This window comes from Cellulomonas uda, from assembly GCF_006538705.1.
GTDB classification, from domain to species: domain Bacteria; phylum Actinomycetota; class Actinomycetes; order Actinomycetales; family Cellulomonadaceae; genus Cellulomonas; species Cellulomonas uda.
In genome coordinates, this window is the sequence record NZ_BJLP01000002.1 from 77,575 (window position 1) to 104,128 (window position 26,554).

Sequence of the window (26,554 nt, forward strand, 5' to 3'; positions counted from 1 at the left end):
GTGAGCGTCGGCGTCCGGGCGCCGGGCGTCGTCGTCAGCGCGCCGGCAGCGGCGTCGCGGCGGACTCCAGCAGGACGGGGATGCCGTCGCGCACGGGGTACCGCAGCGGACGCTGCGGGTCCGTGGAGTCCAGGCACGGTGCGCCCTCCTCGTCCGTCGCGTCCACCAGAGTCGCGCCCGTCACGGGGCAGCGCAGCAGGTCGCGAGCCCACGCCTCGATCCCGCCGCTCGCGGCGGTCAGGTCGGGGCTCACGCCGCACCACCGGCGTACGCGGGCTCGCCCTGCCGCACGAGCGCGAGCACGTCGTCGCGCACCTTCTCCATGATGTCGGCGTCCGCGGCCTCGACGTTGAGCCGCAGGAGCGGCTCGGTGTTGGACGCGCGCAGGTTGAACCACCAGCGCGGGTGGGAGTCCCAGTGCGAGACCGTCAGGCCGTCGAGCTCGTCGACCGTCACCGGGCCGGCGCCCTGACGCGTCACGTACGCGTCGACGACGCGCGCACGCGCGTCGGGCACGGACACGACGCGCGAGTTGATCTCGCCCGACGCGACGTACGGCTGGTAGGAGTCCGCGAGCGCGGACAGCGGGTGCGGCTGGCCACCGAGCGCCGCGAGCACGTGCAGCGCGGCGAGCATGCCGGTGTCGGCGAAGAAGAAGTCGCGGAAGTAGTAGTGCGCGCTGTGCTCGCCGCCGAACACCGCCTCGTGCTCGGCCATCTGCGCCTTGATGAACGAGTGGCCGACGCGGGTGCGCACGGTGCGCGCTCCCGCGGCCTGCAGCAGGTCGGGGACGACCTGCGACGTGATGAGGTTGTGGATCACGGTCGACTCGCGGCCCGCCGCCTGCTCCCGCGCGACCTCGCGCAGCCCGACGAGCGCGGTGATCGCCGACGGGGAGACCGGTTCGCCCTGCTCGTCGACGACGAAGCAGCGGTCGGCGTCGCCGTCGAACGCGAGGCCGATGTCCGCCCCGTGCTCGACGACGGCCTTCTGCAGGTCCACGAGGTTCGCGGGCTCGAGGGGGTTCGCCTCGTGGTTCGGGAACGTGCCGTCGAGCTCGAAGTACAGCGGGACGACGTCGAGCGGCAGCTCGGGCAGGCCCGCGGCCGTGCCCAGGACCGCGGGGGCCGTGTACCCGCCCATGCCGTTGCCCGCGTCAACCACGACCTTCAGGGGCCGGATGCCCGACAGGTCGACGAGCGACCGCAGGAACGCCGCGTAGTCCGCGAGCATCTCCCGCCCGGTGACCGTGCCGCGCTCGTCGTCGGCGACCTGCGGCACCTCGCCCCCGAGGTAGTCGCCCGCGAGGTCCCGGACCGCGGCGAGTCCCGTGTCCTGGCCCACCGGGCGCGCACCCGCGCGGCACAGCTTGATGCCGTTGTACCGGGCCGGGTTGTGGCTCGCGGTGAACATCGCCCCCGGGACGCCGAGGCTGCCCGACGCGAAGTACAGGCCGTCGGTCGAGCACAGCCCGATCGTCACGACGTCGACGCCGCGACCTGCGAGGCCGTCGGCGAAACCGGCCACGAGCTCGGGGCCCGAGGGGCGCATGTCGTTGCCCACGACCACGGTCGGCCGGGATCCCGCCGGCGTCTCGGGGATCACGACGACGTCGGCGAACGCCGCGCCGATCGCTCGCGTGACGCGCGCGTCGAGCTCGTCGGGGACGACCCCTCGCACGTCGTACGCCTTGATGAACGCGGACAGGTCGACTCGTTCGGCACTCACCGGGGCATCGTATCGGGGAACGGTCGAACCGCCGGACGTCGGACGCGCTGCGGCGCACGCCCCGCGCACACGGGGCGGGACGTCGCGCGCCGCCCGTCACCTCGTCGCGGGACAGCGGCGTCCCGTCACCCTCCAGGGCGAACCAGTTGGTCACCTCGCACGACGGGCAGGAGACGAACGTCGCCTGACGCGTGTCCGGCAGCGCCATGCGGATGCGGGTCAAGCGGGTCTCGCCGCACCCGAGGCACTCCTGCGTCCCGGGCGGTAGCGCGCCCCGCGGCTGGCTGATGGAGCCCAGCGGCTCCGGTGCCGCGGCCGCGCGCGCGTGCGGCGTCCCCCTGCGACGTGCCACTGCTAGACCGTCCCCTCGCCCACGTCCGCGCCTGCCCCTCGCAGCACCCGCAGGTGCCCACGGCGCGGGGCGTCGGCGAGCGCCGCCGGCTCGGGCACGCCCGGTGCCACCACCGGCTCGGGCGCGCGCCCTGCCTCGCGCACGGCGTCCGCGAGCGCGAGCAGGTCGTCGCGGCTCGGCGCGAGCGGCTCGAACTCCGGGAGCAGCCGGACGACCTCCCACCCGCGGGGCGCGGTGAGGCGCTCGGCGTGCGGGACGCACAGGTCGTAGGAGTGCGGCTCGGCGTGCTGGGCGAGCGGGCCGAGCACGGCTGTCGAGTCCGCGTACACGTAGGTCAGCGTCGCGACGGCCGGGCGGCCGCACGCGGTGCGCGAGCACTGCCGGACGGATCTCACGGGCTGAACCTACCCCGCCGCGCGCGGGGCGTCGCGCGTCCACGCCGCTCGTCGCCGCGCAGCGCCCCGCCACGACCACGACCGGCCGCCGTCCTGTCGCGCCTGGCCCGCCTCCCCCGCCCGCCGCGGCGGTCCCGTGCTCGTCCAGCGACTATCGTGCGGAGCGTGAGCACGTCTTCGCCCGACCGTGCCGGACGCCGCGCGCTCGGCCCGCGCGAGGCGCCGGCGGTCCAGCCCGTACGGCGCCGTGACCGGCGCGGCCGCGGGCTGCGCGGACCCCTGATGCCGACCACGATGCCCGCGTACCGCACGCGTGCGCAGCGGTTCGACGACCTCGTGCTCGACGCCGTCGAGCACCTCGAGCGGCGCTGGGCACGCCAGCTCGAGGGCACCGAGTTCGCGGTCGAGGACGTCCCGCCGTCCAACCCGGCGCCATGGGAGCACGGCGGTGTCCCGCTCGGTCGCTACTTCCCCGCCGACGCGGGGCTGCCCGCGCGGGTCGTCGTGTACCGCCGGCCGGTCGAGGGGCGGGCGCACGACCCGCTCGACCTCGCGGACCTGGTGCGCGACGTCGTCGTCGAGCAGGTCGCGCACATGCTGGGCCGCGCGCCCGAGGACGTGGACCCGACGTACGGCGACGACGCGCGCTGACGCGTCAGCGGGTCCCGAGGCGCGGGTCCTCGCGCACCTCGGTCGCGCCGGACACGAGGTCCGCCGGGACCGGGACGAGCACCGAGAGCAGCGTGCCGTCCGGCCGGTCGACCTGGGCGACGAGCCCACCGGCGAGCCACGCACCGCCGTCCGGCACGACCTGCACACCGCGCACGCGCGTGCCTGCGGGGACGAGCTGCGTCAGGTCCCACGCGGCGGTCCGGCCGAGCGCCAGCTCGACCCGCTCGCGCACGACGGGCTCCCCGTCCGGGCCGAGCACGCGCACCTCGGCGGTCGCGGTGCCGTCGGCGTCGAGCGCACCCGAGCGTGCCACCGCGCCCAGCACGAGCGTGCCCGTGGCGCGGTCCGGCACGGCCACCACCTGCGCGTCGGTGGCCGCCGCGGCGTCGGGCGCCGGCACCGAGGGGACCCACGCCCGCTCGCGCGTCGCGACGTCCGGGTCCTGCTGCGTCGGGGCACCCGGCCGAGCAAGCATCGCGCTCGCGACGACCGCACGGTCCGCCTCGACGACGAGCGTGTACGCGCCGGCGGGCAGTCCGCCGAGCGGCACGTCGGTCACCACGCCCGGCTCGAGCACGAGCTCGCCCGCGCCCGGCAGGTCCTCGACCCCGTCGGGGCCCAGCAGTCGCACGCGCGCCGTCGTCGTCCCACCGCCCGGCGCGAGCAGCCGCACCGCCCCCGCGTCGGGGTCGTCGACCTCGGTGGCCAGGACCGCCACGCCGGGCACGACCTGGCGCCGCGACGGCGGCGCGCTCGCGACCACGAGGTCCGTGCCCGTCGGGGTGAAGCCGTCGAGCGTGGAGTCCTGCACGTGCGCCGTGACCCGCCCGCCCGTCGCGGTGACGTGGACCGCGACCCGCCGCTCCTGCGGCGCGAGACCGCCGAGCACGACGACGCGCTCGGCCCCGGGCGCGACCAGGTACTGCTCGGTGTCGAGGTCGACCGGACCCGTGGCGCCGTACACGTCGATGTGCACGACCGCCGCGGTCGACCCGGCGTTCTGCAGGACGAGCAGCGCCGTCGCGCCCAGCTCGGTCGAGCCGCCGAGGAGCCACGCGTCGGTCGTCGGCGCCTGGCACGACGCGGCGGCGAGGCCGCGCAGGTCGCCCGCGGTCACGTAGGCCGACGTCGCGGCGGCGACGGACGCGGGGTCGTCGGTCGGCTCCGCCTGCACGACGAGGGGCTCGGTCACCCAGCGCGACGTCGTCGAGCTCGCGCCCGCGCCGAACCGCTCGGCCACGACGCCGCCCCCGAGGTCGGTCACCGCACCGCCGCCGCTCGACGTCGCGACCGCGACGAGCGAGGTCAGCGGTGTCACCGGGACCGGGTCGAACGCGTCTCCCGCGTCCCGCTCCTGCGGCAGCACGAGCGGTCCCGCGCACACCAGGCGCGTCGGGGAGAACGGCACGTCGACGAGCGCGCCCGGGACCGTCACCTCGTCGGTCGCCGGGGACGGCAGCCCGGAGCCGAGGACGGCGACCCCGGCGACCAGCGCCGCCACCGCCGCCCCGGACACGAGCCGCACCGCGGTCACCGCCGTCACCCGCGCGCCCATCAGCCCGCCCTCCGTCGTCGTACCGGCATCGCGAGCAGCACCGTCAGGGCCAGGACGACCACCTGGACGACGAGCCACGTGGTGCGCTGCGGGGCGTCGTGCCCGACCTCGAGGTGACCACCCTGCGGACCGAGCTCGAACGTCTGGCGCCAGCCGTTGTCGACCGAGCGCAGCGGGACGCCGTCGAGGGTCGCGTGCCAGTGGGGGTCGGCACGCTCGGCCAGGACGAGGAGGCGGCCGGGGTCACCGTCGGCGACGCGCGTGTCGACCGAGCGTCCGCGCGCGGGCACCGCGACCGCGTCCGTCGCCGGGTCCCGCACGTCGCCTCCCGGGACGGTGCGCGCCCACGCGGTGACCACGTCGACGGCCTCGCCGCCACCGGCGGGTGCCGCCGGCTGCACGCGCCACAGGATCCCGGAGGCGTTCTGGGTGACGCGCTCGAGACCGGCGGTCGAGTCGAGCTCCGCGACGAGCGCGTCCCGCTCGCGCTCCGCGGCGGCCTCGCCCTCCTCGGACAGGCCGTCGGGCAGCACCGGCACGAGCACGTCGCCGACCGCGAGCGCCGCGAGGGGCCCGGCGACGTCGCCGCTCGCACCCGCCGCGAGGCGCGCGACGAGCGCGTCGACCTCGTCGGTCGCCGCGTCCGTCCCGGCGCCGTGCGGCGCGTCCGCCGGGCCCGCGACCGCGCGCGTCTCGACCGCGGCCGCGACGTCCACGAGCTGCGGGCCGTCCGCGCGCAGGAGCTGCCACGTGACCGCGCCGTCGGCCGCCCGCGCGATCGCCAGCACGCGGGACGCGTTCGCCGAGCCCTGCGCCTGCCGCCCGACCGCGGGCACGACCGTGCGCTCGGTGGCCGTCACGGCGAGCGCCGAGCCGTCGCGCGCCTGCACACCCCACCCCGCGAGCCACACCACCGGGACGGCGAGCGCGACGACCGCGACCAGCCCGACCCCGGCCTGCCGCCAGCCGAACGCGTACCGCGAGAGCCGCGCGAGCATCCCGTCGGCGCCCAGCAGCGCCGCGAGCACCAGGCCCAGCAGCGCGAGCGACAGCGCCGGGCCCGTCCAGCCGTAGGCGACCACGCCGTCCTGCACGCCCACGGGCAGCAGCGCGACGGCGGTCGCGGCCGCGAGCGCGACCGCCGCGACCGCCCAGCCGAGCCGCACGCCGCGCGCGACCCGACCGCGCAGCAGCGCTAGGACCGCGAGGCCGAGCACGACCGCGCCGAGCGCGAGCGGCCAGGCACGCGTGACCGCTCCGTCCGGCACGCTCTGCGGCACCAGCGCACCCGCGGCGCTCGGCAACCCCAGCAGGCGCTCGAACGACCCCTCGGGGCGGGTCGCGACGCTCAGGCCGGGGTCCGCGACGAGCAGCCGCAGGCCGGCGGCGCCGCGCGTGAACGCCTCGACGAGCACGGGTCCCGACACGACCAGCGCGGGCACGACGACGAACGCGACCCGGCGCCGGTGCCGCGGTGCGCACGCCGCCGCGACGAGGACCGCGAGCACACCGGGGACCAGCAGCGCCGGGGCACCCGCGACCACGCCGGCGAACGCGAGCGCGGCCGCGGCCGCGGCGGTCACCGATCCCGTCGGGCGGGCGGCGGCACCCACCCAGTCGGCGGGGTCGGCGGACGTCACGGGTCGCGGGCGGGTCCCCCGCGAGCGGTCGGCGCGCGCCTCGGCACGCTCGTCGCGGCGCGAGCGACGGGTCGCGTTGGTGACCGGCGCTCGGACGGCGGCCGTCCCGTCCTCGGCCGTGTCATCGGACCGCTCGTCGTCGGACCGCTCGTCGTCGGACCGCTCGTCGGCTCGCTCGTCGGCTCGCTCGTCGGACCGCTCGTCGGGTCGCTGCTCCCCGTCGGACCCCTCGTCCGCTGCCCGTCCGCCCGCGCGCTCGTCGTCCCGGCGGCGCGCGGTCGCCAGACCGGACAGCACCAGGTCCACGCGCTGCACGCCGACCGCGCGCGCGATCCCGAGCGCGACCCACGGCAGCAGCACGTGCGCCAGGACCGGCCCGAGCCGGCCGTCACCGACCGCGAGCAGCAGCGCAGGCGCTCCCGCCCACACGACCGCGGCCCACGCGCGCGACGTCACCGCGCGCGTCGCGGCACCCGCGGCAGCCCACGCGCCCAGACCCGCGAGCAGCACCGAACCGAGCACGACGAGCGCCACGCCCACCGACGGGCGTCCGCCCGCGAGGGTCGTCGGCACGACGAGCGCGCCCAGCAGCGGGTCCACGGGCCCCGGCTCACCCAGCCCGCCGGACACCCAGCTCGACGTCGCGGCGGCCCACAGGCCACCCAGACCGTCGGCGAGCGGCAGCAGCCCGCCGCCGACCAGCCGCGCCCCACGGCCGACCGCCGCGACCAGCGGGCCGAACGCGACGGCGGACACCGCGACGAGCGCGACCGCGACGGTCGCGAGGCCCGCACGGCGGCGCGTCGCGAGCGCCGCGAGCTCGCGCAGCTCGAGCTCCGAGGGCGCCTGCACCACGCGCCGCGCCTCGCGCCGGGCGAGCCGGCGGTCGCGCGCCTGGCGCCAGACGTCGCGCCACGTCGCCTGCAGGGGCCGCAGCGCGCGACGCGGCAGCCGGCGCGTGCGGCGGGCACGCCGGCGCGCGGCGGCGACCGCCGCCGGACGCGCGAGCGCCTCGAGCGGGCCGCGCAGCTCGTCGACCGCCAGCCCGGGCTGCTTCGCGGCGACCTGCACGAGCGATCGCACCACCGCACTGACGAGCGCGAGCACGACGACGACCGGGACGAACACCAGCGGCGCGGTGACCAGTCTCTGGTGGGTCAGCGCCCGGCGGCGGGCCGCGAACGAGCGGCGCGGGTCCGCGCTGTCGTCCTCGCCGTCGCCGTCCGCGTCGCGCCCGGACGGGCCCGTCCCGCGCAGGCCCAGGTAGGACGCCTGCGCGTGCCGCACCACGGCGCTCGGCACGACGACGACGCGGTGCCCCGCGAGCCGCGCCCGGCGGGACAGGTCGAACCCGTCGCCGAACGGCCCGAGCGCGGGGTCGGGTCCACCGAGCTCGTCCCACGCGTCGCGGCGCACGAGCGCACCCGCGGTGCCGACGCCGAGGACGTCGTCGCGCGCGTCGTGCTGGCCCTGGTCGAGCTCCCCCGGCTCGACGTCCGTCATGCGCCGCCCGGACCGGTCGGTGCGCACCCCCAGCTCGAGCAGCCGGACGGGGTCGGTCCACGTGTGCTGCTTGGCCCCCGCGATCACGACCGACGGCGCGCGGGCGACCGCGCGCGCGAGCTCGGCGAGCGCGGTCGGCTCGGGCGCGCTGTCGTCGTGCAGGAGCCACAGCCACGTGGTGCGTGCCCCGTCGTCGGACGCGAGCGCGTCGCGGACCGCCTGCCCGAACGTGCGGGCGTGCGGGGCCTGCAGGACCCGCACCTGCGGGAGCGGGCCGGTGTGCGCGGACGCCGCGACCGCGAACGCGCGCTCGACCGTGAGGGGCAGCGGGCCCTGCGGGTCGTCGGTGCGCGGTGCGACGTCGACGACGAGCACGCGGGACGGCCGACGGGACTGACCCGCGAGCGCGTCGAGCGTCGCTGCCAGGTACGGCGTGCGCCCGCGGGTGACGAGGACCGCGGTCACCGACGTCGTCGTCGGGATCGAGCTCGTCGTCGTCGAGCTCGTCGTCGGGGTCGAGCTCGTCGGGGTCGCAGCGCTTGCCGCTGCGCCGAGGTCGACGGCGGGTGCGCCCGGGCCGGTCGTCGGGTCAGGCGTCGTCGCGGGGTGCGCCGCGGGGTCGTGCGGCGGGCGGGTGGAGTTCATGCTCGGGCCATGATGCACGCCGGGGCCGTGGGTGCCGGGACCGACTCGCCACGCTCCCCCGACCGGCCGCCGCACGCTCGGGGCGCGGCGCGGGACAGGACCCGCACCCGCACCGAGGCGCTCGGGCGGTCAGACGACGCGACGCTTGAGCTTGCGGCGCTCGCGCTCGGACAGGCCGCCCCAGATGCCGAAGCGCTCGTCGTTCTCGAGGGCGTACTCGAGGCACTCCGCTCGCACGTCGCAGCCCGAGCACACCTTCTTGGCCTCGCGCGTCGAACCGCCCTTCTCGGGGAAGAACGCCTCCGGGTCGGTCTGGGCGCACAGTGCGCGCTCCTGCCAGCCCATCGGGCCGTCGTCGTCCGGCGTGCCGAACAGCGACAGGACGTTCGACGCCGCGACGGGCGCCTGGCGGTGCGCGTCGGAGGGGAACTCGGACGTGGCCCCGTCATCGTCGAGCAGGTTCCACATGCGTGCCTCCGGTGGTGCTTGGATCTGATGATCGACTGGTCGAGGCTCGACCTGTGCGGCCCCTGCGGCGGGCCGCCGTCGACGGCCGTGTCCACCGGTGCTGCGCCAGTTGGTTCTCGGACAATCCGAATTACACGCGTGTCGTTCCTAGGCGTCAACCGGGGGCGTGGTAGTTGTCCCGGTTTGTCGGGTGAACTTTCACATTCTGGCCACGCGGTCGGCGCGCCGCGGCTCCGGCGAGCCCCCTCTAGGGTGACGAGCATGCCCTCGCACACCCCCGCGCCGCGTGACCCGGCCGCACTCCTGCAGCTCCTGACGGCCGACCCGGGACGGCCTCGGCTCACGTGGTACGGCGACGACGGCGAGCGCGTCGAGCTGTCCGGGGCGGTGCTCGCGAACTGGGTCGCCAAGACCACCAACCTGCTCGTCGAGGAGCTCGACGCGGGCCCGGGGACCGGCGTCGGCAGCGACCTGCCACCGCACTGGCGCACCGTGCTGTGGGCGCTCGCGACCTGGCGTGCGGGTGCCACGCTCGTCGTCCCCGGCGACGCGACCGCGCGCGTGGGCGACGACGTCGACGTCCTGCTCACGACGAGCCCGCCGGAGCCCGCCCCGCGCGCCGCGCTCGTCGTCGTGACCCTCGCCGCGCTCGCGCGGCGCGCCGACGGACCGCTGCCCGCCGGCGCCGTGGACGCCGCGGCCGCCGTCATGACGTACGCCGACCAGCTCGGCTGGGTGCCCCCCGCGGACCCGGCGCGCGCGGCACTCGCCACGGACCCGCAGGACCCGGCCGCCACGGTGCGGCACGCCGAGCTCGCGGCCTGGTGGTCCGGCGAGGACGCGGACCGCCCCCGCGTGCTGCTCGCGCCGCGCCCGGACGTCGCCGGCTGGCTGCGCGACGTGCTGCGGGTGCTCGCGGCCGACGGCTCCGTGGTCCTGCTCTCCCCCGCGCGCGCCGCGGGCCTCGCGCAGGACGCCGCCGCGTTCGAGCGGCTCGTCGCCACCGAGCGGGTCACCCGCACGCAAGCGTGACCGTGACCGTGACCGTGACCGTGACCCCACGGAACCGTGACCGCACGGAACCATGACCGCACCCGCGTGCCTGGGACCTCCCGTCCCCGGCGGGCGGCCCCGCGTCGGTACGCTGTGCGAGGTCTCGGCGCCCCGCCGGGACCGTCCCGACCCGCTGCCCCGACCGGAGAACTGCCTGGTGAACGTGCGCATCGTGGCGTCCGCTGACGTCGATCCCACCGCGACGATCGGCGACGGGACGTCCGTCTGGCACCTCGCGCAGGTCCGTGACGGGGCGACGCTCGGTGCGGGCTGCGTCGTCGGACGCGGCGCCTACATCGGCTCCGGCGTGCGGATCGGCGAGAACTGCAAGGTGCAGAACTACGCGCTCGTGTACGAGCCCGCGGTGCTCGAGGACGGCGTGTTCGTCGGGCCCGCAGCGGTGCTGACCAACGACGAGTTCCCGCGTGCGGTGAACCCCGACGGCACGGCCAAGAGCGCGCACGACTGGACGGCGGTGGGCGTCACGCTGCGCGAGGGCGCGTCGGTCGGCGCGCGCGCCGTGTGCGTCGCGCCCGTGACGGTCGGACGCTGGGCCACGGTCGCCGCCGGTGCGGTCGTGACGAGGGACGTGCCGGACTACGCGCTCGTCGCGGGTGTCCCGGCGCGCCGGCTCAAGTGGGTGGGACGCGCGGGGGTCCCGCTCGAGGACGCCGGCGGCGGCGTGTTCCGCTGCCCCACCACGGGCGAGGTCTACGACGAGCACGACGGCGTGCTGACGCGACGTGCGTCGGCGGACGAGGAGCAGGACGCATGAGCGCAACGACGCCCACCACGATCCCGGCGGCCAAGCCGCTCATCGGTGACGAGGAGCGCGCCGCGGTCGACCGCGTGCTGCGCTCCGGGATGATCGCGCAGGGACCCGAGGTCGCCGCGTTCGAGAAGGAGTTCGGCGAGGCGCTCGTCGGCGGCCGCGCGTGCGTCGCGGTCAGCTCCGGCACCACCGGCCTGCACCTCGGCCTGCTGGCCGCGGGCATCGGCCCGGGCGACGAGGTGATCGTCCCGTCGTTCACGTTCGCCGCGACCGCGAACTCGGTCGCGCTCACGGGCGCGACCCCGGTGTTCGCCGACATCGACCCGCGGACCTACTGCCTGGACCCGGCGTCGGTCGAGGCCGCGATCACCGAGCGCACCGCCGCGATCATGCCGGTGCACCTGTACGGCCATCCCGCGGACGTCACGGCCCTCGGCGCGCTCGCGCAGGCGCACGGCCTGCAGCTGTTCGAGGACGCCGCGCAGGCGCACGGCGCGACGTGGCAGGGCGCGCCGGTCGGCTCGTTCGGCACGTTCGCGATGTTCTCGCTCTACCCGACGAAGAACATGACGTCCGGCGAGGGCGGCATGGTCTCGTGCGCGACGCCCGAGGTCGTGCGCCAGGTCCAGCTCCTGCGCAACCAGGGCATGGAGCGCCGCTACGAGAACGAGGTCGTCGGGTTCAACGCGCGCATGACCGACGTGCACGCCGCGATCGGCCGCGTGCAGCTCGGCAAGCTGCCCGGCTGGACCGCGCAGCGCCAGGCGAACGCCGCGTTCCTGTCCGAGCACCTCGAGGGTGTCGGCGTCCCGTACGTCGCGCCGGGCGCGACGCACGTCTGGCACCAGTACACGATCCGTGTCCCGCACGACCGCGACGGGTTCGCGAAGGCCCTGCTCGCCGAGCACGGCGTCGGCTCGGGCGTGTACTACCCGATCCCGAACCACCAGCTCCCCTCGTTCGGCCTCGAGTTCGACCTGCCGGTCACCCGCGAGGCGTGCGAGCAGGTGCTGTCCCTGCCGGTGCACCCGGCGCTGAGCGCCGAGGACCTCGAGCGCGTCGTCGCGGGCGTCAACGCGGTCGCGAAGGCGGGTGCGTGATGGCGAACCTGCGCGCCGGGCTCATCGGCCTGGGGATGATGGGGCGCCACCACGCGCGGGTCCTGCGCTCGCTGGACGGCGTCGACCTCGTGGCGGTCGCGGACCCGAGCGGCGACCGGCACGGCGTCGCGGGCGGGCTGCCCGTGGGCCGCTCCGTCGAGGACCTCATCGCCGCGGGCGTCGACTACGTCACCGCCGCGGTCCCGACGACGCTGCACGAGCAGGTCGCCATCACGCTCGCCGAGGCGGGCGTGCACTGCCTCGTCGAGAAGCCGCTCGCCCCCGACACCGCGGCCGCGCAGCGCGTCGCTGACGCGTTCGCCTCACGCGGGCTCGTCGGCGCCGTCGGGCACATCGAGCGCTACAACCCCGCGCTCCAGCACCTGCGCGAGCGGCTCGCCGGGGGCGAGCTCGGCGAGGTGTACCAGGTGGTCACGCGTCGGCAGGGCCCGTTCCCGGCCCGGATCGCCGACGTCGGCGTGGTCAAGGACCTGGCGACGCACGACATCGACCTCACCGCGTGGGTCACGCAGTCGTCGTTCGTGTCCGTCGCGGCGCAGACCTCGCTGCAGAGCGGCCGCGAGCACGAGGACCTCGTCGCGGTCGTCGGCAAGCTCGCCGACGGGACCGTCACCAGCCACCTCGTGAACTGGCTGTCGCCGTTCAAGGAGCGCGTCACCGTCGTGACCGGCGAGCGGGGGGCGTTCGTCGCCGACACGCTCACCGCCGACCTGACGTTCTACGCCAACGGCACGGTCCCGACGACGTGGGAGTCGATCGCGAAGTTCCGCGGCGTGAGCGAGGGCGACGTCGTGCGGTTCGCGATCCCGAAGCCCGAGCCGCTGCGCACCGAGCACGAGGCGTTCCGCGACGCGGTGCTCGGCAAGGAGGTCGACATCGTCACGATGCAGGACGGCCTGGCAACGGTCCGCGTCGCCGAGGCGGTGCTGCGCTCGGCCGCGACGGGCACCACGCAGCTCCTCGACTGATCCCGCACCGGACGACGACGCGCGCGGTCCCCACCACGGGGGCCGCGCGCGTCGTCGTCGGGCGTCAGGACCCGACCGACACCGTGAACAGCGTCGAGCGCAGGCCGAGCGCGATGCGGAACGCGTCGCCCGTGAGGGTCTTGGAGCCCGCCGTCCCCGTGACCGTCACGGACGTGGCACGGCCGCCGTACGCACCCTTGCCGTCGCGCGTCACGGCGACCTTGGTGACCCGGCCGACGCCGAAGACGCTCTCGGCCGTCGCGCGGCTGACCGTCACCTGCCACGCGGGGTACGCGTCGTACGTGTCGGCCCGCGCCTTGAGGTACGGATAACCGCTGCGCGCGACGGTGTATCCCCCGTTGGACGCGCTGAACTGCGTGAACGCGAGCTTGCCGCCGTACGTCCGGACCAGTCCCGCAGTCGCCTTGACGGCCTCGGTGGTGCTCGCGGCCGTGAACGTCTGCAGCCGGGTGCCCTTGAGGTCGTACTCGGCGAGGCCCTTGAACACCTGGCACGCGGCGGTGTCGCACGTGTCGTACCACCACGGGCGGCTCGAGTACCCGGCGTCGAACGCGGCGTACGTGCGGGCCGCGACGGCCTGCGCGCGCAGCGCCTGCTGGTGCCAGTAGGACGGCATCTCCGAGGGCACGACGGACACGAGGTACGAGGTGTACGTCGTGCCGGCCGTGACGGTCACCGAGCTCGCGGACGTCCCCGTGAGGTTCGCGGCGAGGGTGCCGCGGTACTCGCGCGCCTTGGAGCCGTTGACGTTGCGCAGCGTGCTGTCCTTGGCGCGCACGGTCACCTTGGTCGACCCGGCGAGGGCGGTGCGCACGCGGCTGCTGGTGTACGGGTACCAGGTGCCGTTCGCCTTGGCCTGCAGCGCCCACGACGAACCCGAGCGGCGGACCTGCCAGAACGTCACCGTGAGGCGCTTGCCGCCCTGCACGACCGTCTCCGGCAGCGGCGTCGCGGCGTTCGACGTGCCCGCGACGGGGTTGCTGCCCGCGACCGTCAGGCCCGGCTCCGCGACGAACGTGAGCAGGTGGTCGGTGTCGTCACGCAGCCAGACCTTGAGAGCGCGCGAGTCCGACCGCGTGGTCGACCCGGTGCCCGGGTAGTAGAACGCGAGGATCGTGCTCGCGGTGCGGCCCGCCTTCGCCTGGCCCTGCGCGCCGTACTGCGACAACCCGATGCCGTGGCCGAACCCGCGCCCGTCGATCGTCAGGTCGCCGGCAGCCGCCGGCCGGGCGTCCACGAGCGGCCGCGCGGTGGCGGCGGCGACCGCGCTGTCCGCGGTCCCGCCCAGCGCACCCGGCCGTTCGAGGCTCGAGTCGTCCGCCCAGGCCCCGGGAGCGGCCGTGCCGACGACGACCGCGGCGACCAGCGCCGCGAGCGCGCCGCGACGCACGCGCGCGCTCACGGCCGACCCTCGAGCGCGTCCTGCAGCACTCGCACCACCCGGTCGGCGGCGTCACCCGACCCGTACGGCGTCGCCTGCGGCAGCGCACCCGGTCCTCGCAGCGCCACCTGCGCGAGCCGCGCGAGGTCGGCCTCGTCCGGAAGCAGCACGTTCCATCCCCCCTCGAGCGTCTCGACCCATTCCGTCTCGGTTCGCAGTGTGGCGCACGCGCGCCCCAGGAGGAAGGCCTCCTTCTGCAGGCCGCCGGAGTCGGTGACCACGCCGACCGAGCCCATCACGGCCGCGACCATCTCCGGGTACGGCAGCGGGTCGGCGACCACGACCGACCCCTGCGCGAGGTCGATCCCGTGCTCGGCGCAGCGGGCGCGCAGGCGCGGGTGCGCGAGCAGCACGAGCGGCACGGGCAGGGCGGCGAGCGCGGCGACGATCGCGCGCAGGCGCGCCGGGTCGTCGGTGTTCTCCGCGCGGTGGATCGTCGCGACGAGGTACTCGCCGTCGGGGACGCCGGCCGGGCGGGTCCCCGACGCGGCGACCGCGTCACGCACCCGGAAGCACACGTCCGTCATCACGTCGCCCACGAGCACCGACCGCTCGGCCAGCCCCTCGTGCGCGAGGTGGTCCATCGCGACCTGCGTGGGCGCGAGCAGCAGGTCCGCGGCGTGGTCGGTGAGCACGCGGTTGTGCTCCTCGGGCATGCGCCGGTTGAACGAGCGCAGTCCCGCCTCGAGGTGCGCGAGCGGCAGGTGGATCTTCACCGCGGCGACCGCGGCCGCGAGCGTCGAGTTGGTGTCGCCGTAGACCAGCACCCAGTCCGGCCGGTGCTCGTCCATGACCGCCTCGAGCGGGCCGAGCATGGCGCCGGTCTGCGCACCGTGCGAACCGGACCCGACCGCGAGGTGCACGTCCGGTGCGGGGATGCGCAGGTCGGCGAAGAACACGTCGGACATCCCCGGGTCGTAGTGCTGACCCGTGTGGACGATCACGTGCTCGGCGCCCGCGCGGCCCAGGGCCTCGGCGATCGGGGCGAGCTTGACGAACTGCGGACGAGCGCCGACGACGCTCAGGACCTTCAACGCACTGCCTCCACCGCGGAGTCCGGGACCGCGCCCGTGCCGCCGAGCACCTGCAGCAGCGACACCTCCCGCGCGGCGAACCACCGGTCGGTCGCGGCGGGGACCCCCGCACCCGCGGTGAGCAGGGTCAGCCGACCCAGCACGCCGCCCGTGAGGGAGTCGACGAGGTTCGCGTCCAGACCGGACGCGAGGACCACCGTACCGGCCTTGAGCGAGGGCTCGTAGGCGTCGGCGACCGCCGCGGCGGTCGCGTACCGGTCGGTGCCCGACAGGCGCGTGAGCCGCAGGCCGTCCGCGCGCAGGGCGTCCGCCACGCCGCTCGTCACGACGCCCGTGCCGCCGACGATGGTCGCGCTGCGCGCACCGAGCGCCGTGATCGTCGCGCGGGTCGCGGCCGGGACGCTCGAGCGCGGCACCAGCAGCACGGGCTGGCCGGACGCCGCAGCGGGTCCGCCCGCGGCGGCCGCGTCGACGAGGTTGGCCGTGACGCCCGACGCGACGACGACGGAGCCCGCGGAGCCGAACGCCCGCGCGACCGCGGCGGCGGTCGCGTACCGGTCCGCCCCCGACAGGCGCGTGACGGACAGCCCCGCGGCGCGCAGCTGCGCGGACACGTCCGTGGTGAGCACACCCGTGCCGCCGACGAGCACGGCGCTCGTGGCGCCGCGACGCGTGATCTCGGCCATCGACGCCTCGGGCACGGAGCTGCGTGTCGAGAGGAGCACCGGCGCCTTGATCGAGCGCGCGTACGGCGCGGCGACGAGCCCGTCGACGAGCGAGGCCTGCTGGCCGGAGACGACCACGACCGTGCGGCCCGTGGGGAACGCGGCGCGACCGATGGCCGCCGCCGTGGCGAACCGGTCGTCGCCCGAGAGCCGCTGGACGTCCGACCTCGGGTCGGGCGCCGGGGGCGCCTCGAGGCTGAGGTAGGCGGACATGATCCCGAGCCGCGACCCCAGCGCGGTGCGCACACCGTCGGTCGTCGGCTTGGCCAGGAGGTACTGCACCGAGCCGGCGGTGGACGTCGCCTTGAGCTGCATGGCCGCGCCCGAGCTCGCGCGCTGCGAGACCTCGAGGCGCGCCACGTCCGACAGCCGCGGGAACTTCGCGCGGATCTGCGCCTGCGTGATCGTCGTGGTCCAGGTCGCGTACGGGTTGCGCACGCGCGGGTCGACGGACCAGTGGTCGTCGCGGCTGCGCAGGTAGGGGATCGTCGCGCTCCCCCACACGTCCTCGGAGTTGGTCGTCCGACCGCCGGTCGACGACGAGTAGTACGTCTCGGCGAGCCGGCCGTCCGGCGCCTGGATCACGCGCGCGTTGCCCGACGCGCGGGTCGCGTCCACGGCCGCGACCCAGTACTTGCCGTACCCCGCCTCGGCCTCCTTGTTGTACGCCGTGTACTTCTGGTCGGTCGTCTCGTCGGTGAGGTGCGCGTTGATCGACGAGCGCACGCCCGCCTGGTACTTGCGGTAGGCGTACGTGCGCGCCGCGATCGCCTGCGCCTGCAGCGCGGACGCCGGCCACGACGACGGCATCTCCGCGATGCCGTAGAGGTACTCGCTGTTGAGCCGCACGACGCTGACGGTGTTCACCGCGCCGCTCAGCGGGCCGAACGCGAGGCTCCCGCGCTTGTAGCGCACGGTGCCCGACCCACCGTTGGCGCCGGGCACGCTGACCACACCGCCCTTCCAGGTGAGCGTGAGCTCCGGCCACGTCGACGGGTTGGTGCGGTACTGGGTGCCGTCGACGGTCGTCGAGACGCGGGCGGTCCCGCTCGCGGTGGAGTACGTGAACGTGAGCGAGGACGCGGCGACCGACACGGTGGTGCCCGGCGCGGTGCCGAGCGTCCACGTCACGCCCGAGTCCCGGCTGACGGTGACCGAGGTGACGCCCGCACGGACCTGCACGCGGATCGTCGGGTCGTCGGTGCGCGTCGTGACCTTCGCGGGCGCGTAGTAGTGCTCGAGGATGTTCGTCGCCGAGCGACCGTCGAGCGCCATGCCGTACGCGCCGAACTGCGACATCCCCAGGCCGTGGCCCCAGCCGCTGCCGTGCACCGTGAAGGACGCGGGCGCGGCCGCCGGGAGGTCGACGGACGCGGCCGCACGCTCGGTGCGACCGCTCTGCGTCGGGCTCACGGGCGGGTCCGTCGCGGCCGCCGGGGTCACGACGAGCGTGCTGGTGACGAGCGCCGCGAGCAGCGGCGTGAGGGCTCGGCGCATCAGATCGCCGCCACCAGGCTCCGCAGCGTGCCGGGCGTCACCGCACCGGCGCCGCCCGCGACGTCCAGCCGGTCCGTGCCGGCGGCCTTGAGCCACTTCTGCACGCCGCCGTGGCTCGCGTTCCCCGGCACCAGCACGACGAGGCGCGCGAGGGCACCGGCCGTGACCGAGTCGATCAGGTGGTCGTCGGAGCCCGCCGCGACGACGACGCGCGACGTCCCGACCGCCGACGCGAACCCCTTCGCGACCGCGAGCGCGGTGGCGTAGCGGTCGTCACCTCCGAACCGCACGACCTGTCCCTTCGTCACGGAGCGCACGGACGACGTGACGGCGAGCGACACCGCGCCGGTGCCGCCCACCACCGTCGTCGTGCGCACCCCTCGCGCCTGCATGGCGTTCTTCGTCGCCGTGGGCAGCGTGCCCGGCGCCGTGAGCAGCACGGGCTGCTCGGTCGCGGCCGCCGCCCCGCCGGCCGCCGCGGCGTCCACGAGGTTCGCCTGCGCACCGGACGCGAGCACGACCGAGCGGCCGGCCGGCATCCGCGCCGCGACCGCCGCCGCCGTGCCGTACCGGTCCGCCCCCGCCAGCCGGCGCACGTCCCGGACGCCGAGCGCCTCGAGCTGCGACTCGACGGCCCGGCCCAGCACGCCCGTCCCGCCGACGAGCCACACCCGCTCGGGGGCGCGGTGCCGGATCTCCGTCCGGGTGGCCTCCGGCAGCCCGTCGACCGCGCCGAGCAGCACGGGCGCGTCGAGCGACGCCGCGAACGGGCCGGCGACGAGCCCGTCGACGACCGAGGACTGCGTGCCGGCGACCAGCACGATGTCGTCGACCTGCTGCGAGCCACCGGTCGCGGCGCGGCCGAGCGCGACCGCCGTCGCGTACCGGTCGGCGCCACCCCAGCGCGAGATGCCGCACGACTCGTCGCCGTACCCGCCCTTCGGCAGCGCCTCGACGTACACCGTGTCGACGAGCCCGTGCCGCGTGGTCGTGATCGAGTACAGCCCTGGCGGTGCCGTCGAGCCGTCCGCGAGCTTCTGGCCCCACCGCACCGGCATCCACCCGCGGCTCTTGCCCGACAGGCTCGCGACGACCGTGCCGGTGCACACCGAGCGCACCGACGCCGACCACGTCGACCACCTCTTCGCGTACGCCTCGGCCACGACGTTGCGGCCGGGCGTGCTCGCGGCCGTCGCGACGCGCGACGTCACCCGGTTCACCTGGTCGGCCGCGTAGGAGCGGATCGTCGAGAGCCGGTTGTAGACCATCTGGCCCGGGCACGCGGTGGACCCGACGTCGCGGTGACCCATGATGACGGGCAGCTCACCGCGCCAGCCCGGCTTGCGCTTGGGGTGCGTGCTCCCGCTGCGGGCGGTCAGGACGGTGGTGCCGAGCGGGTCACGCCCGTACGACGCGAGCTTCCACGACGCGACCTGCGCGACGGCGCGCAGCACGGTCGTCGACGGGACCTTGCTCGTGAACTCGCCGATGATCGCGATGCCGATGGTGTTGGTGTTGAAGCCGCCCGAGTGGACGCCGAGCGGCACCTTGTCGAGCGACCCCTTGCGCCCCTCGTACACCGTCCCGAACCGGTCGACGAGGAAGTGGTAGCCGACGTCGCTCCAGCCGCGTCCCTTGATGTGGTACTCGTAGATGCCCCGCACGAGCGCCGGTGCCTGCGCGCGCGTGTAGTCGTTCGCGTTGACCGTGTGGTGGACGACGGCCGCCTGGATGGTCGAGCTCCAGTCGATGGGCTTGCGCAGCCGCTCGTTCGCGCGCCACTGCGCGCGCGTGACGATCGCGGGCCGCAGCGCGGCGGGGCTCACGCCGGCCACGGCGGTCGCGGTGTCGAGCGCGGTGGTGCCGGGCGTGGCGCCCGCCGTCGCGTCGGTGACCTGCGTGACCTGGGCGTCGGCGAGGTCCTCGACGCCCGCGTCGACGAGGGTCGCGGAGAGCCGCGCGGGCGCGGCTCCGGTCGCGGTCTCGAGCCGCACCTGCAGCCCGTCGGAGCCCGTGCGGACGAACGGCGCGGTGCCGCCGCGCGCACCCTCGGCCTCGGCGGTCCCGGCCTCGGGCGTCGCGGGGTCGACCTCGAGCTCCTGCCACGTCGACCACGCGCCGGCGTGCCGCGTGCGCACGAGCACGCGCGTGACCTGCGCCCCCGCGGCCCACGTCACGCCGACGAGGTCGAAGTCGGCGGTGCCGCGCGCCGCGGTGAGCACGGCGAGCCGGGAGGTCGCCGGAACCTCGTGGTCGTGGTACGCGTCCACCGGCAGGTCGAGCGTGCGCCGGCTCGGGCCGTCGACGCCGCCGGCGAGCGGCACGGTGGCGGTGCGGACCGGTGCGTCCGGCGCGACGGGGACGCTGGTCGCGCCCGTCACGCCGCCGGGGTCCGCGCCCGCCGCCGGGAGGGCGTCGCGCGCCGGGGCCGCCACGGCCGCGGGGGCCGCCGTCACGGTCAGCGCGCCGACGAGAGCGCACACCAGGGCGAGGTGTCGGCGTCGTCGCATGGTGGTGCCCCTCGCTGCTCGCGGTCCAAGCCGCGGTCACAGTAGTTCACACCTGTCACACATGCACGCATGCCGCGGGGACCGGCGAGGCGTGGCGCGCCACGTCCCGCCGGAGCCCGCGGTCGGCCGTCAGTCGGTGTCGCGCGTGCCCGACGCGCCCGCCAGCACGTCGACGAGCAGGTCGTGGTGCGCGGTCCGCACGACGTGCGCGTCGGGGTTCGCGCGTGCGAGCCGCGTCGCCAGCGGGATGCCGCGCGGGTCGCCCCACGTCACCAGCACGAGGTCGACGAGCAGGTCACCCCACGTCCGCTCGACGTAGCGCGCGAGCACGAGCGGGTCGACGTGCGCGTGCACGCCCTTCTCCCCCACGGTGCGCTTGAGCCGCGTGCTCAGCTCCTGCTGCCGGGCGGCGAGCGCGTCCAGGGCGTCCGCGCGGCCCAGGCCGCGCGCCAGCGGGCGCGCCGCGCCGAGCAGGACACGCGGCACGCCGTCGACCGTCCACCGCTCGAGACGGTGCGTGATCACCCGGTAACGCGCGGGCGAGACGTCCAGGACGGTCACGCGGTCGTCGACGTCGACGGCGTGCGAGCCGTCCGTCACGAGGTACGCCCGCGCCCCGCGCCGCGCCGCGTCCCGCACGACGCGCGTCGCGGCGGCGACGACCGCGCGGTGCAGCGCGATCGCCACGACGACCGGCGCGTCGGCCGGCAGCTCGGGCTCCGGCTCGCCGCGCAGCGTGCGTCCGAGCGTCGCCGCGACCGTCTGCGGGCCGAACCGCAGCGCGAGGTCCTCGCGCACGAGCCCCGGCCGGGCCGAGCGGTGCCGCGCCTCGAGGCCCTCGACGGCGGCCAGCACGTCGTCCACCTCGTCGCCGACCTCGACGAGCCACGCCATCCACAGGTCCTGGGCGACGTCGAGGTTGCGCTGCGCGCCGCGCGTCGCGGTCGCCACGACGGGCAGCCCGGTCGCGAGCGCCTCCACGGCGGACAGCCCGAACGTCTCCGAGACCGACAGGTGCACGAGCACGTCCGCGTCGCGGTAGACCGCGGCGATCCCGGTGGGGTCGACGCGGCCGAGGAACCGCACCGCGTCCGCCACGCCGAGCTCGTCGGCGAGCGCGAGCGCGCGGTCGGTGTCGGCGCCGCCGCCCGCGACCGTGAGCGTCGCGTCGGGGCGGCGCGCGCGCCACGCCGCGAACGCGCGCACGAGCCGCAGCACGCCCTTGGCCTCGAGCACGTTGCCGACGTACAGCCACCGGTCGAGCCGGCCCGGCACGTCCTCGCGCAGCTCGAACCGCGTGACGTCGACCGGGTTGTGCACGGTGTGGACCGACTCGGCGACGTCCGGGTACCGACGGCGCAGGGCGCGCGAGGTGTCCTCGCCGACGCTCGTGAACCGTGCGGCCCCGCGCACCGTCTCGGCGTACATCGCGGACGTGCGCTCGTCGGCCCACAACCGGTTGAGGTAGGAGGCGTGCTCGCTCACGACGACGCGCGTGCGCTCCCCGACGAGGTCGACGACCGCCCAGCCGGTCGGCATGCCGACGTGCGCGTGCACGACCTGCGCGGCCGCGAGCTCGTCGGCGTACGGCGCGAGCGCGTCACGCGTGAGCTCAGCGACGCGGGCGCGGGACGTGGCGGGCGCCACGACGAACGGCACGCGCAGCACCTCGATCCCGTCGACCACCTCGCGCGTCGTCGCGAGCGCCGGGGCGTCCGGGACGCGCGCCTCGACGTGCACGACGAGCGGGTCCGGGAACTGCTCGTCCAGCGCGAGCGTCGTGGCCCGCACGAACGCGCCCCAGTACGGGTTCTCCGGCGTCGGGTACCAGGGGGTGACGACGACGAGCCGGCCCGGCCGGCCGGCCGCGGTCCGATCCTGCGTGGGCTCAGGCACCGGCCACCTCCGCGACCTCGGCGACGAACGGCTCGAGCAACGCGTCGCGCCGGTAGGTGCGGGCGTGCACCAGCGCGTCGACGTGCTGGCCGGCGGTCTGCTCGCGCGCGCCGCGGGCGGTCGCGACGAGCGCGTCGGCGACGCCCTGCGGCGTGAGCTCGGCCGCCGACCACGCGAGCGGGTAGCCGGCGAGCGGCTCGGCGATCGCGGTCGTCGGGGAGAACACGCCCGTGATCGGCTTGCCCGACGCCATGCACTCGAACACCTTGCCCGAGGTGACGTAGCGCGAGTCCGCCGCCATCAGCAGGATCGCGTCGAGGTCGTCGTACACCTTCCCGATGGTGGCCTTCGAGACCGGGCCCTCGTACGTGACCCCGACGTTCTCGTCGAGCGGCAGCAGCGCGCGGATGCGGTCCGCCTGGCCGGCGAAGAACCCGAGGTGCCCGTAGACGTGCGCGGTCGCGCCCGCCATCGCGGGGTCGCGGCGGGCGAGCTTCCATCCCTCCCACATCGCGTCGTGCGGGTGCCGGTCGGTGACCGTGCCGATGAACCCGAAGCGCAGCGGTGCGCCGGGCTCCGGCGAGCGGAACCCCGGCTCGCCGAGCAGGTCCGCGTCGTACCCGTTGGGCAGCACACGCATCCGGTCCGCGGCCGCGGGGTAGCGCTCGGCGTGCCAGTGCCGCAGCGCCTCGTTGACGAACGTCACGCGCGCGGCCGAGCCGATCAACCGGCTCTCCCAGCGCCTCGCGAGGTGCCCGGGCGGGAACGCGTCGGTCTCCTCGAACAGGTCGAGGGTCCACGAGTCGCGGTAGTCCATGACGTACGGGATGCGGTGGCGCACGTGCGCCGCGTACGCCGCGGCGAAGTCCGACCACGGGTTCCCCGTCGCGACGACGACGTCGACCGGGTGGTGCCGGTGCACGCGGCCGATCGCGTTCGCGACGGGCAGGACCCACGAGCCGTACTGCTCGGGGAACACGTACTTCTGTCCCGCGATCGTCAGCGCGCGGTGCACGAACGGCAGCGTCGTCGCGAGACGCCCGCGGTGGCGCAGGTCGGGGTCGAGGTGCGACATCGGCAGCGGCACGCGCACGACGTGCACGCGCGGGTCGACGGTCGCGAGCAACGAGTCGTCGCGCGAGCCGACGACCCGGTCGAAGAAGTCCTCCGTCACCGTCACGACCGTCACGTCCCAGCCCGACGCGGCGAAGTGGTTCGCCATCGCCAGCGGTCGGAACACCCCGCTCGCGCGGGACGGCGGGTAGTACAGCGCGACCAGCAGGACGTGCGGGCGTCGCCCGTCGTGGACCACTCGACCTCCTCGGGCGCGCCGGGCGCGCCGCGTCGACAAGGGAAGACCTCCGCGTGGGTCCCGGTGGGTCCCGGGGACAGCGCGAAGGCCGTCGTTAGTATAGGGAGGCCGTTTCGCGCGGTTCCTGTCGACGTCCGTCAGCCCCGCCCCCGCACCCTCGAGGATCCTGTGAAGATCGCTGTCGTCGCCCTTGGCAAGATCGGCCTCCCGCTGGCCGTCCAGTTCGCGTCGAAGGGGCACGACGTCGTCGGTGTCGACGTGAACCCGCAGGTCGTGGAGCTGGTGAACGCGGCGACGGAGCCCTTCCCCGGCGAGGCGCACCTGCAGGACAAGCTCACCGAGCTGGTACCCGCGGGCCGGCTGCGCGCGACCACGGACTACGCCGACGCGATCCCCGGGGCGGACGCCGTCGTGCTCGTCGTGCCGCTGTTCGTCGACGACGAGACGTGGCAGCCGGACTTCGGCTGGATGGACGCCGCGACGCGCTCGCTCGGTGCGCACCTGACCCCGGGCACGCTCGTGTCCTACGAGACGACGCTGCCGGTGGGCACCACGCGCACCCGTTGGAAGCCGCTGCTCGAGGAGGTCTCCGGCCTGACCGAGGGCGTGGACTTCGACCTGGTGTTCTCCCCCGAGCGGGTCCTGACGGGCCGCGTGTTCGCGGACCTGCGGCGCTACCCCAAGCTGGTCGGCGGACTGTCGCCGCGCGGCGCGCAGCGCGCGGTGGAGTTCTACGAGCAGGTGCTCGACTTCGACGAGCGGCCCGACCTGGCCCGCCCGAACGGCGTGTGGGACCTCGGCTCGGCCGAGGCGTCCGAGCTCGCCAAGCTCGCGGAGACGACGTACCGCGACGTCAACATCGGCCTGGCCAACCAGTTCGGCCGGTTCGCCGAGAAGAACGGCATCGACGTGCACGCCGTGATCGAGGCCTCGAACTCGCAGCCGTACTCGCACATCCACCGGCCCGGCATCGCGGTCGGCGGGCACTGCATCCCCGTCTACCCGCGGCTCTACCTGTTCAACGACCCGGACGCGACGATCGTGCGCGCGGCCCGCGAGGCCAACGCCGCGATGCCGTCGCACGCGGTCGACCTGGCGCGCGCCGCCGCGGGCGGCTCGCTGTCGGGGCTGCGCGTGGTCGTGCTCGGCGCGGCGTACCGCGGCGGCGTCAAGGAGACCGCGTTCTCGGGCGTGTTCGCGACCGTCGACGCCGCGCGCGCCGCGGGCGCGCAGGTGCTCGTGCACGACCCGCTGTACTCCGACGAGGAGCTCGGCTCGCTCGGCTGGGACGCCTACCACCTCGGCGAGCCGGTCGACGTCGCCGTCGTGCAGGCCGACCACGACGAGTACCGCACGCTGTCCGCACAGCAGCTGCCCGGCGTGCGCGTGCTGGTCGACGGCCGCCGCGTCACCGGCGAGCCCGGCTGGGACGGCGTCACGCGCATCGTGCTCGGCGCGGCCACGGCGTGACGCGGCCCGAGGGCGGCGAGCGGCGGCTCGTCGTGCTGACGCCGTGGTACCCCACGGCCGACGCGCCGTACCACGGCTCGTTCGTCGAGCAGTCGGTCGCCGCGCTCGCGCACCCCGCGAGCGCGACGACGATCGTGCAGGTCACCTCCGTGGCGCCCGACGAGACCGCCTCGCTCACGCGCGAGGACTCGCCGCACGGGACCGTCGTGCGTCTGCGTGTGCCGCTCGACCCGATGACGCCGCGCGTCGCGACCGCGCTCGCGCACCGCGAGGCGATCGTCGCCGCCCAGGCCGCGGGCGACCTGCCCGAGCTCGCGGCGGCCGACGTCGTGCACGCGCACGTCGGCATGCCGTCGGGGTTCGCGGTCGCGCCGCTGCTGCGCGCGGGGCAGCGGCTCGTGACGACCGAGCACGCGACCTACCTCGAGACCGTCCTGCGCACGCCGGACGGGCTCGCCGCGTACCGCTCGATGCTCGAGCGCGGGCACGTGCACCTGACCGTGTCCCGCGCGCAGGCGCGCGACCTGCGCCGCCGGGTGCCGGACCTGCGCACGCGCGTCGACGTGATCGGCAACCCGGTCGACGACGCGCGGTTCGTGCCCGTCCCCGCGCCGCACGGGCCGCTGCTGCGCTGGGTCTACGTCGGCAACCTCGTCGAGCGCAAGAACGTGCGCACGGTGCTCGAGGCGCTCGCCGTCGCGGACCCCGCCACGCGGCTCACACTCGTCGGGGACGGTCCGCAGCGCGACGAGCTGGCGGTGCTGGCCGACCGCCTCGGCGTGGCCGACCGCGTCACGTGGCACGGCCCCGCACACCCCGACGAGCTGCCCGGGCTGCTCGCCGCGGCCGACGTGCTCGTCCACCTGTCCGACTACGAGACGTTCGGGCTCACGGTCGTCGAGGCGGCGATGGCGGGGCTGCCCGTCGTCGTGACCCGCAGCGCGGGCCCGCCCGAGACGCTGTCCGACGCCGCCGAGCAGGGGCTCGTCGCGTTCGTGCCCGTGCGTCCTGCGCCCCGCGAGGTCGTCGCGGCGGTCACCGCGCTCGCCGCACGCGCTGAGACGTGCGACCGTGCGGCGGTGCGGGACGTGCTCGTCGCGCGCTACGGCACCGCCGCCTACCGCGACGCGCTGCGCCACCACCTGTTCGACGCCCAGCTCCCGACCGCCGCGTCCGCGGCCCGCGTCGTGCTGCTCGCGACGAGCGAGGCGGGCGCGGGTGCGCTCGTGCCCGTGCAGGCCGAGGCCGTCCGCGCCGGCGCGCATGTCCGGCTCGTGACGCAGCTCGCGACCGAGGCCGTCGCGGCCGAGCCGGTCGTCGAGGTCGTCGACCTGTCGTCCGGGGTCGCTCGGCTGCCGTGGCGTGTCGCGTGGCGCGGGCTCGAGCTCGCGCCCGACCTCGTGCTGCGGGCGGTGCGGCGCGCGTGCGCGCTCGTCGCGCGCGTGCCCGGCCCCACCTCGGCCCTCGCGTCGCGCGGCGAGCGCGCCACGAGCGCGGTGCTCGCCCGCTGGCGCCGCGCCGCGGCCCGCGCGCGCCGCGGTGCGGACCGGGCGCTGTTCGCACGGGTCGAGGGCCGCGTGCTGCCGGACGCCGCCGACCGGCTCGCACCGGGGTGGGCCGACGAGCGCGCCGACCTCGTCGTGCTCGGCGACCGCAGCGCCAACGCGCTCGCCGCCGTGCTGCGCGAGCGGCACCCCGACGCCCGCGTCGTGCGACCGCCGAGCGACGCGACGCTGCGCCGGCTCCTGGGGGTCTGACCGCCCGCTGTCCGGGCGC

At 76.1% G+C, this 26,554-nt stretch carries 19 protein-coding genes; 7 read left to right on the forward strand and 12 right to left on the reverse strand.

What is annotated here, in order from left to right:
* Positions 1-34: 34 nt before the first annotated feature.
* The 3 genes from CUD01_RS01165 to CUD01_RS01180 form a co-directional block, all read right to left on the reverse strand.
* Positions 35-253 (reverse strand): Trm112 family protein, encoded by a 219-nt coding sequence (locus CUD01_RS01165; RefSeq protein WP_244937602.1) that lies wholly within the window; start codon positions 251-253, stop codon positions 35-37.
* Positions 250-1,728 (reverse strand): phosphomannomutase/phosphoglucomutase, encoded by a 1,479-nt coding sequence (locus CUD01_RS01170; RefSeq protein ID WP_141318005.1) that lies wholly within the window; start codon positions 1,726-1,728, stop codon positions 250-252. The genes CUD01_RS01165 and CUD01_RS01170 overlap by 4 nt, the downstream gene beginning before the upstream one ends.
* Positions 1,729-2,082: 354 nt before the next feature.
* A complete protein-coding gene (locus CUD01_RS01180) occupies positions 2,083-2,475 on the reverse strand; it encodes a DUF3499 domain-containing protein (RefSeq protein ID WP_094180495.1) in 393 nt (130 codons plus the stop codon).
* A gap of 165 nt (positions 2,476-2,640) precedes the next feature.
* Between CUD01_RS01180 and CUD01_RS01185 the strand changes: the two genes are divergently transcribed.
* Positions 2,641-3,126: a metallopeptidase family protein gene (locus CUD01_RS01185; protein ID WP_232514710.1), complete on the forward strand. Its 486-nt coding sequence runs from the start codon at positions 2,641-2,643 to the stop codon at positions 3,124-3,126.
* 4 nt (positions 3,127-3,130) lie between these two features.
* On the opposite strand, the gene CUD01_RS01190 is transcribed toward CUD01_RS01185, so the two are convergent.
* The 3 genes from CUD01_RS01190 to CUD01_RS17215 form a co-directional block, all read right to left on the reverse strand.
* Positions 3,131-4,702: a DUF5719 family protein gene (locus CUD01_RS01190; protein WP_141318007.1), complete on the reverse strand. Its 1,572-nt coding sequence runs from the start codon at positions 4,700-4,702 to the stop codon at positions 3,131-3,133.
* A complete protein-coding gene (locus CUD01_RS01195) occupies positions 4,702-8,490 on the reverse strand; it encodes a glycosyltransferase (RefSeq protein WP_141318009.1) in 3,789 nt (1,262 codons plus the stop codon). Before CUD01_RS01195 ends, CUD01_RS01190 begins: the two co-directional genes overlap by 1 nt.
* Positions 8,491-8,619: 129 nt before the next feature.
* Complete coding sequence (locus CUD01_RS17215; protein WP_094180498.1) at positions 8,620-8,958, reverse strand: WhiB family transcriptional regulator; 339 nt, start codon at positions 8,956-8,958, stop codon at positions 8,620-8,622.
* Positions 8,959-9,219: 261 nt separating this feature from the next.
* Here CUD01_RS17215 and CUD01_RS01205 point away from each other — a divergent pair, with 261 nt between their 5' ends.
* The 4 genes from CUD01_RS01205 (at position 9,220) to CUD01_RS01220 (ending at position 12,872) form a co-directional block, all read left to right on the forward strand.
* Complete coding sequence (locus tag CUD01_RS01205) at positions 9,220-9,990, forward strand: TIGR03089 family protein (protein WP_141318011.1); 771 nt, start codon at positions 9,220-9,222, stop codon at positions 9,988-9,990.
* 178 nt (positions 9,991-10,168) lie between these two features.
* Positions 10,169-10,786 (forward strand): acyltransferase, encoded by a 618-nt coding sequence (locus tag CUD01_RS01210; RefSeq protein WP_232514711.1) that lies wholly within the window; start codon positions 10,169-10,171, stop codon positions 10,784-10,786.
* On the forward strand, positions 10,783-11,883 hold the full coding sequence (locus CUD01_RS01215) for a DegT/DnrJ/EryC1/StrS family aminotransferase (RefSeq protein WP_094180501.1): 1,101 nt from the start codon (positions 10,783-10,785) through the stop codon (positions 11,881-11,883). The genes CUD01_RS01210 and CUD01_RS01215 overlap by 4 nt, the downstream gene beginning before the upstream one ends.
* Positions 11,883-12,872, forward strand: a complete 990-nt coding sequence (locus tag CUD01_RS01220; protein ID WP_141318013.1) for a Gfo/Idh/MocA family protein — start codon at positions 11,883-11,885, stop codon at positions 12,870-12,872. The genes CUD01_RS01215 and CUD01_RS01220 overlap by 1 nt, the downstream gene beginning before the upstream one ends.
* A 64-nt stretch (positions 12,873-12,936) precedes the next feature.
* Here the strand turns inward: CUD01_RS01220 and CUD01_RS01225 are convergent, their stop codons facing one another.
* From CUD01_RS01225 to CUD01_RS01250, 6 genes are all read right to left on the reverse strand, one after another.
* On the reverse strand, positions 12,937-14,295 hold the full coding sequence (locus tag CUD01_RS01225; RefSeq protein WP_141318015.1) for a SpoIID/LytB domain-containing protein: 1,359 nt from the start codon (positions 14,293-14,295) through the stop codon (positions 12,937-12,939).
* Positions 14,292-15,368 (reverse strand): non-hydrolyzing UDP-N-acetylglucosamine 2-epimerase, encoded by a 1,077-nt coding sequence (wecB, locus tag CUD01_RS01230; protein WP_141318017.1) that lies wholly within the window; start codon positions 15,366-15,368, stop codon positions 14,292-14,294. The genes CUD01_RS01225 and wecB overlap by 4 nt, the downstream gene beginning before the upstream one ends.
* Positions 15,365-17,590, reverse strand: a complete 2,226-nt coding sequence (locus tag CUD01_RS01235) for a SpoIID/LytB domain-containing protein (protein ID WP_141318019.1) — start codon at positions 17,588-17,590, stop codon at positions 15,365-15,367. Before CUD01_RS01235 ends, wecB begins: the two co-directional genes overlap by 4 nt.
* Positions 17,590-20,100: a cell wall-binding repeat-containing protein gene (locus CUD01_RS01240; protein ID WP_141318021.1), complete on the reverse strand. Its 2,511-nt coding sequence runs from the start codon at positions 20,098-20,100 to the stop codon at positions 17,590-17,592. The genes CUD01_RS01235 and CUD01_RS01240 overlap by 1 nt, the downstream gene beginning before the upstream one ends.
* Before the next feature lie 129 nt (positions 20,101-20,229).
* Complete coding sequence (locus CUD01_RS01245; protein WP_141318023.1) at positions 20,230-21,996, reverse strand: glycosyltransferase family 4 protein; 1,767 nt, start codon at positions 21,994-21,996, stop codon at positions 20,230-20,232.
* On the reverse strand, positions 21,989-23,308 hold the full coding sequence (locus CUD01_RS01250) for a glycosyltransferase (RefSeq protein ID WP_094180507.1): 1,320 nt from the start codon (positions 23,306-23,308) through the stop codon (positions 21,989-21,991). Before CUD01_RS01250 ends, CUD01_RS01245 begins: the two co-directional genes overlap by 8 nt.
* A gap of 168 nt (positions 23,309-23,476) precedes the next feature.
* Here CUD01_RS01250 and CUD01_RS01255 point away from each other — a divergent pair, with 168 nt between their 5' ends.
* Both CUD01_RS01255 and CUD01_RS01260 read left to right on the forward strand, forming a co-directional pair.
* Positions 23,477-24,778 (forward strand): nucleotide sugar dehydrogenase, encoded by a 1,302-nt coding sequence (locus CUD01_RS01255; RefSeq protein WP_141318025.1) that lies wholly within the window; start codon positions 23,477-23,479, stop codon positions 24,776-24,778.
* Entirely contained in the window at positions 24,775-26,535 is a 1,761-nt protein-coding gene (locus CUD01_RS01260; RefSeq protein ID WP_141318027.1) for a glycosyltransferase, read from the forward strand. The genes CUD01_RS01255 and CUD01_RS01260 overlap by 4 nt, the downstream gene beginning before the upstream one ends.
* Positions 26,536-26,554: the final 19 nt, after the last annotated feature.

Bases quoted from the DNA above. Each gene is read 5' to 3' on its own strand.
- CUD01_RS01220 (WP_141318013.1), top strand. From the start codon at position 11,883: ATGGCGAACCTGCGCGCCGGGCTCATCGGCCTGGGGATGATGGGGCGC.
- CUD01_RS01215 (WP_094180501.1), top strand. From the start codon at position 10,783: ATGAGCGCAACGACGCCCACCACGATCCCGGCGGCCAAGCCGCTCATC.
- CUD01_RS17215 (WP_094180498.1), bottom strand. From the start codon at position 8,958: ATGTGGAACCTGCTCGACGATGACGGGGCCACGTCCGAGTTCCCCTCC.
- CUD01_RS01190 (WP_141318007.1), bottom strand. From the start codon at position 4,702: ATGGGCGCGCGGGTGACGGCGGTGACCGCGGTGCGGCTCGTGTCCGGG.
- CUD01_RS01195 (WP_141318009.1), bottom strand. From the start codon at position 8,490: ATGAACTCCACCCGCCCGCCGCACGACCCCGCGGCGCACCCCGCGACG.
- CUD01_RS01235 (WP_141318019.1), bottom strand. From the start codon at position 17,590: ATGCGCCGAGCCCTCACGCCGCTGCTCGCGGCGCTCGTCACCAGCACG.
- CUD01_RS01240 (WP_141318021.1), bottom strand. From the start codon at position 20,100: ATGCGACGACGCCGACACCTCGCCCTGGTGTGCGCTCTCGTCGGCGCG.
- CUD01_RS01205 (WP_141318011.1), top strand. From the start codon at position 9,220: ATGCCCTCGCACACCCCCGCGCCGCGTGACCCGGCCGCACTCCTGCAG.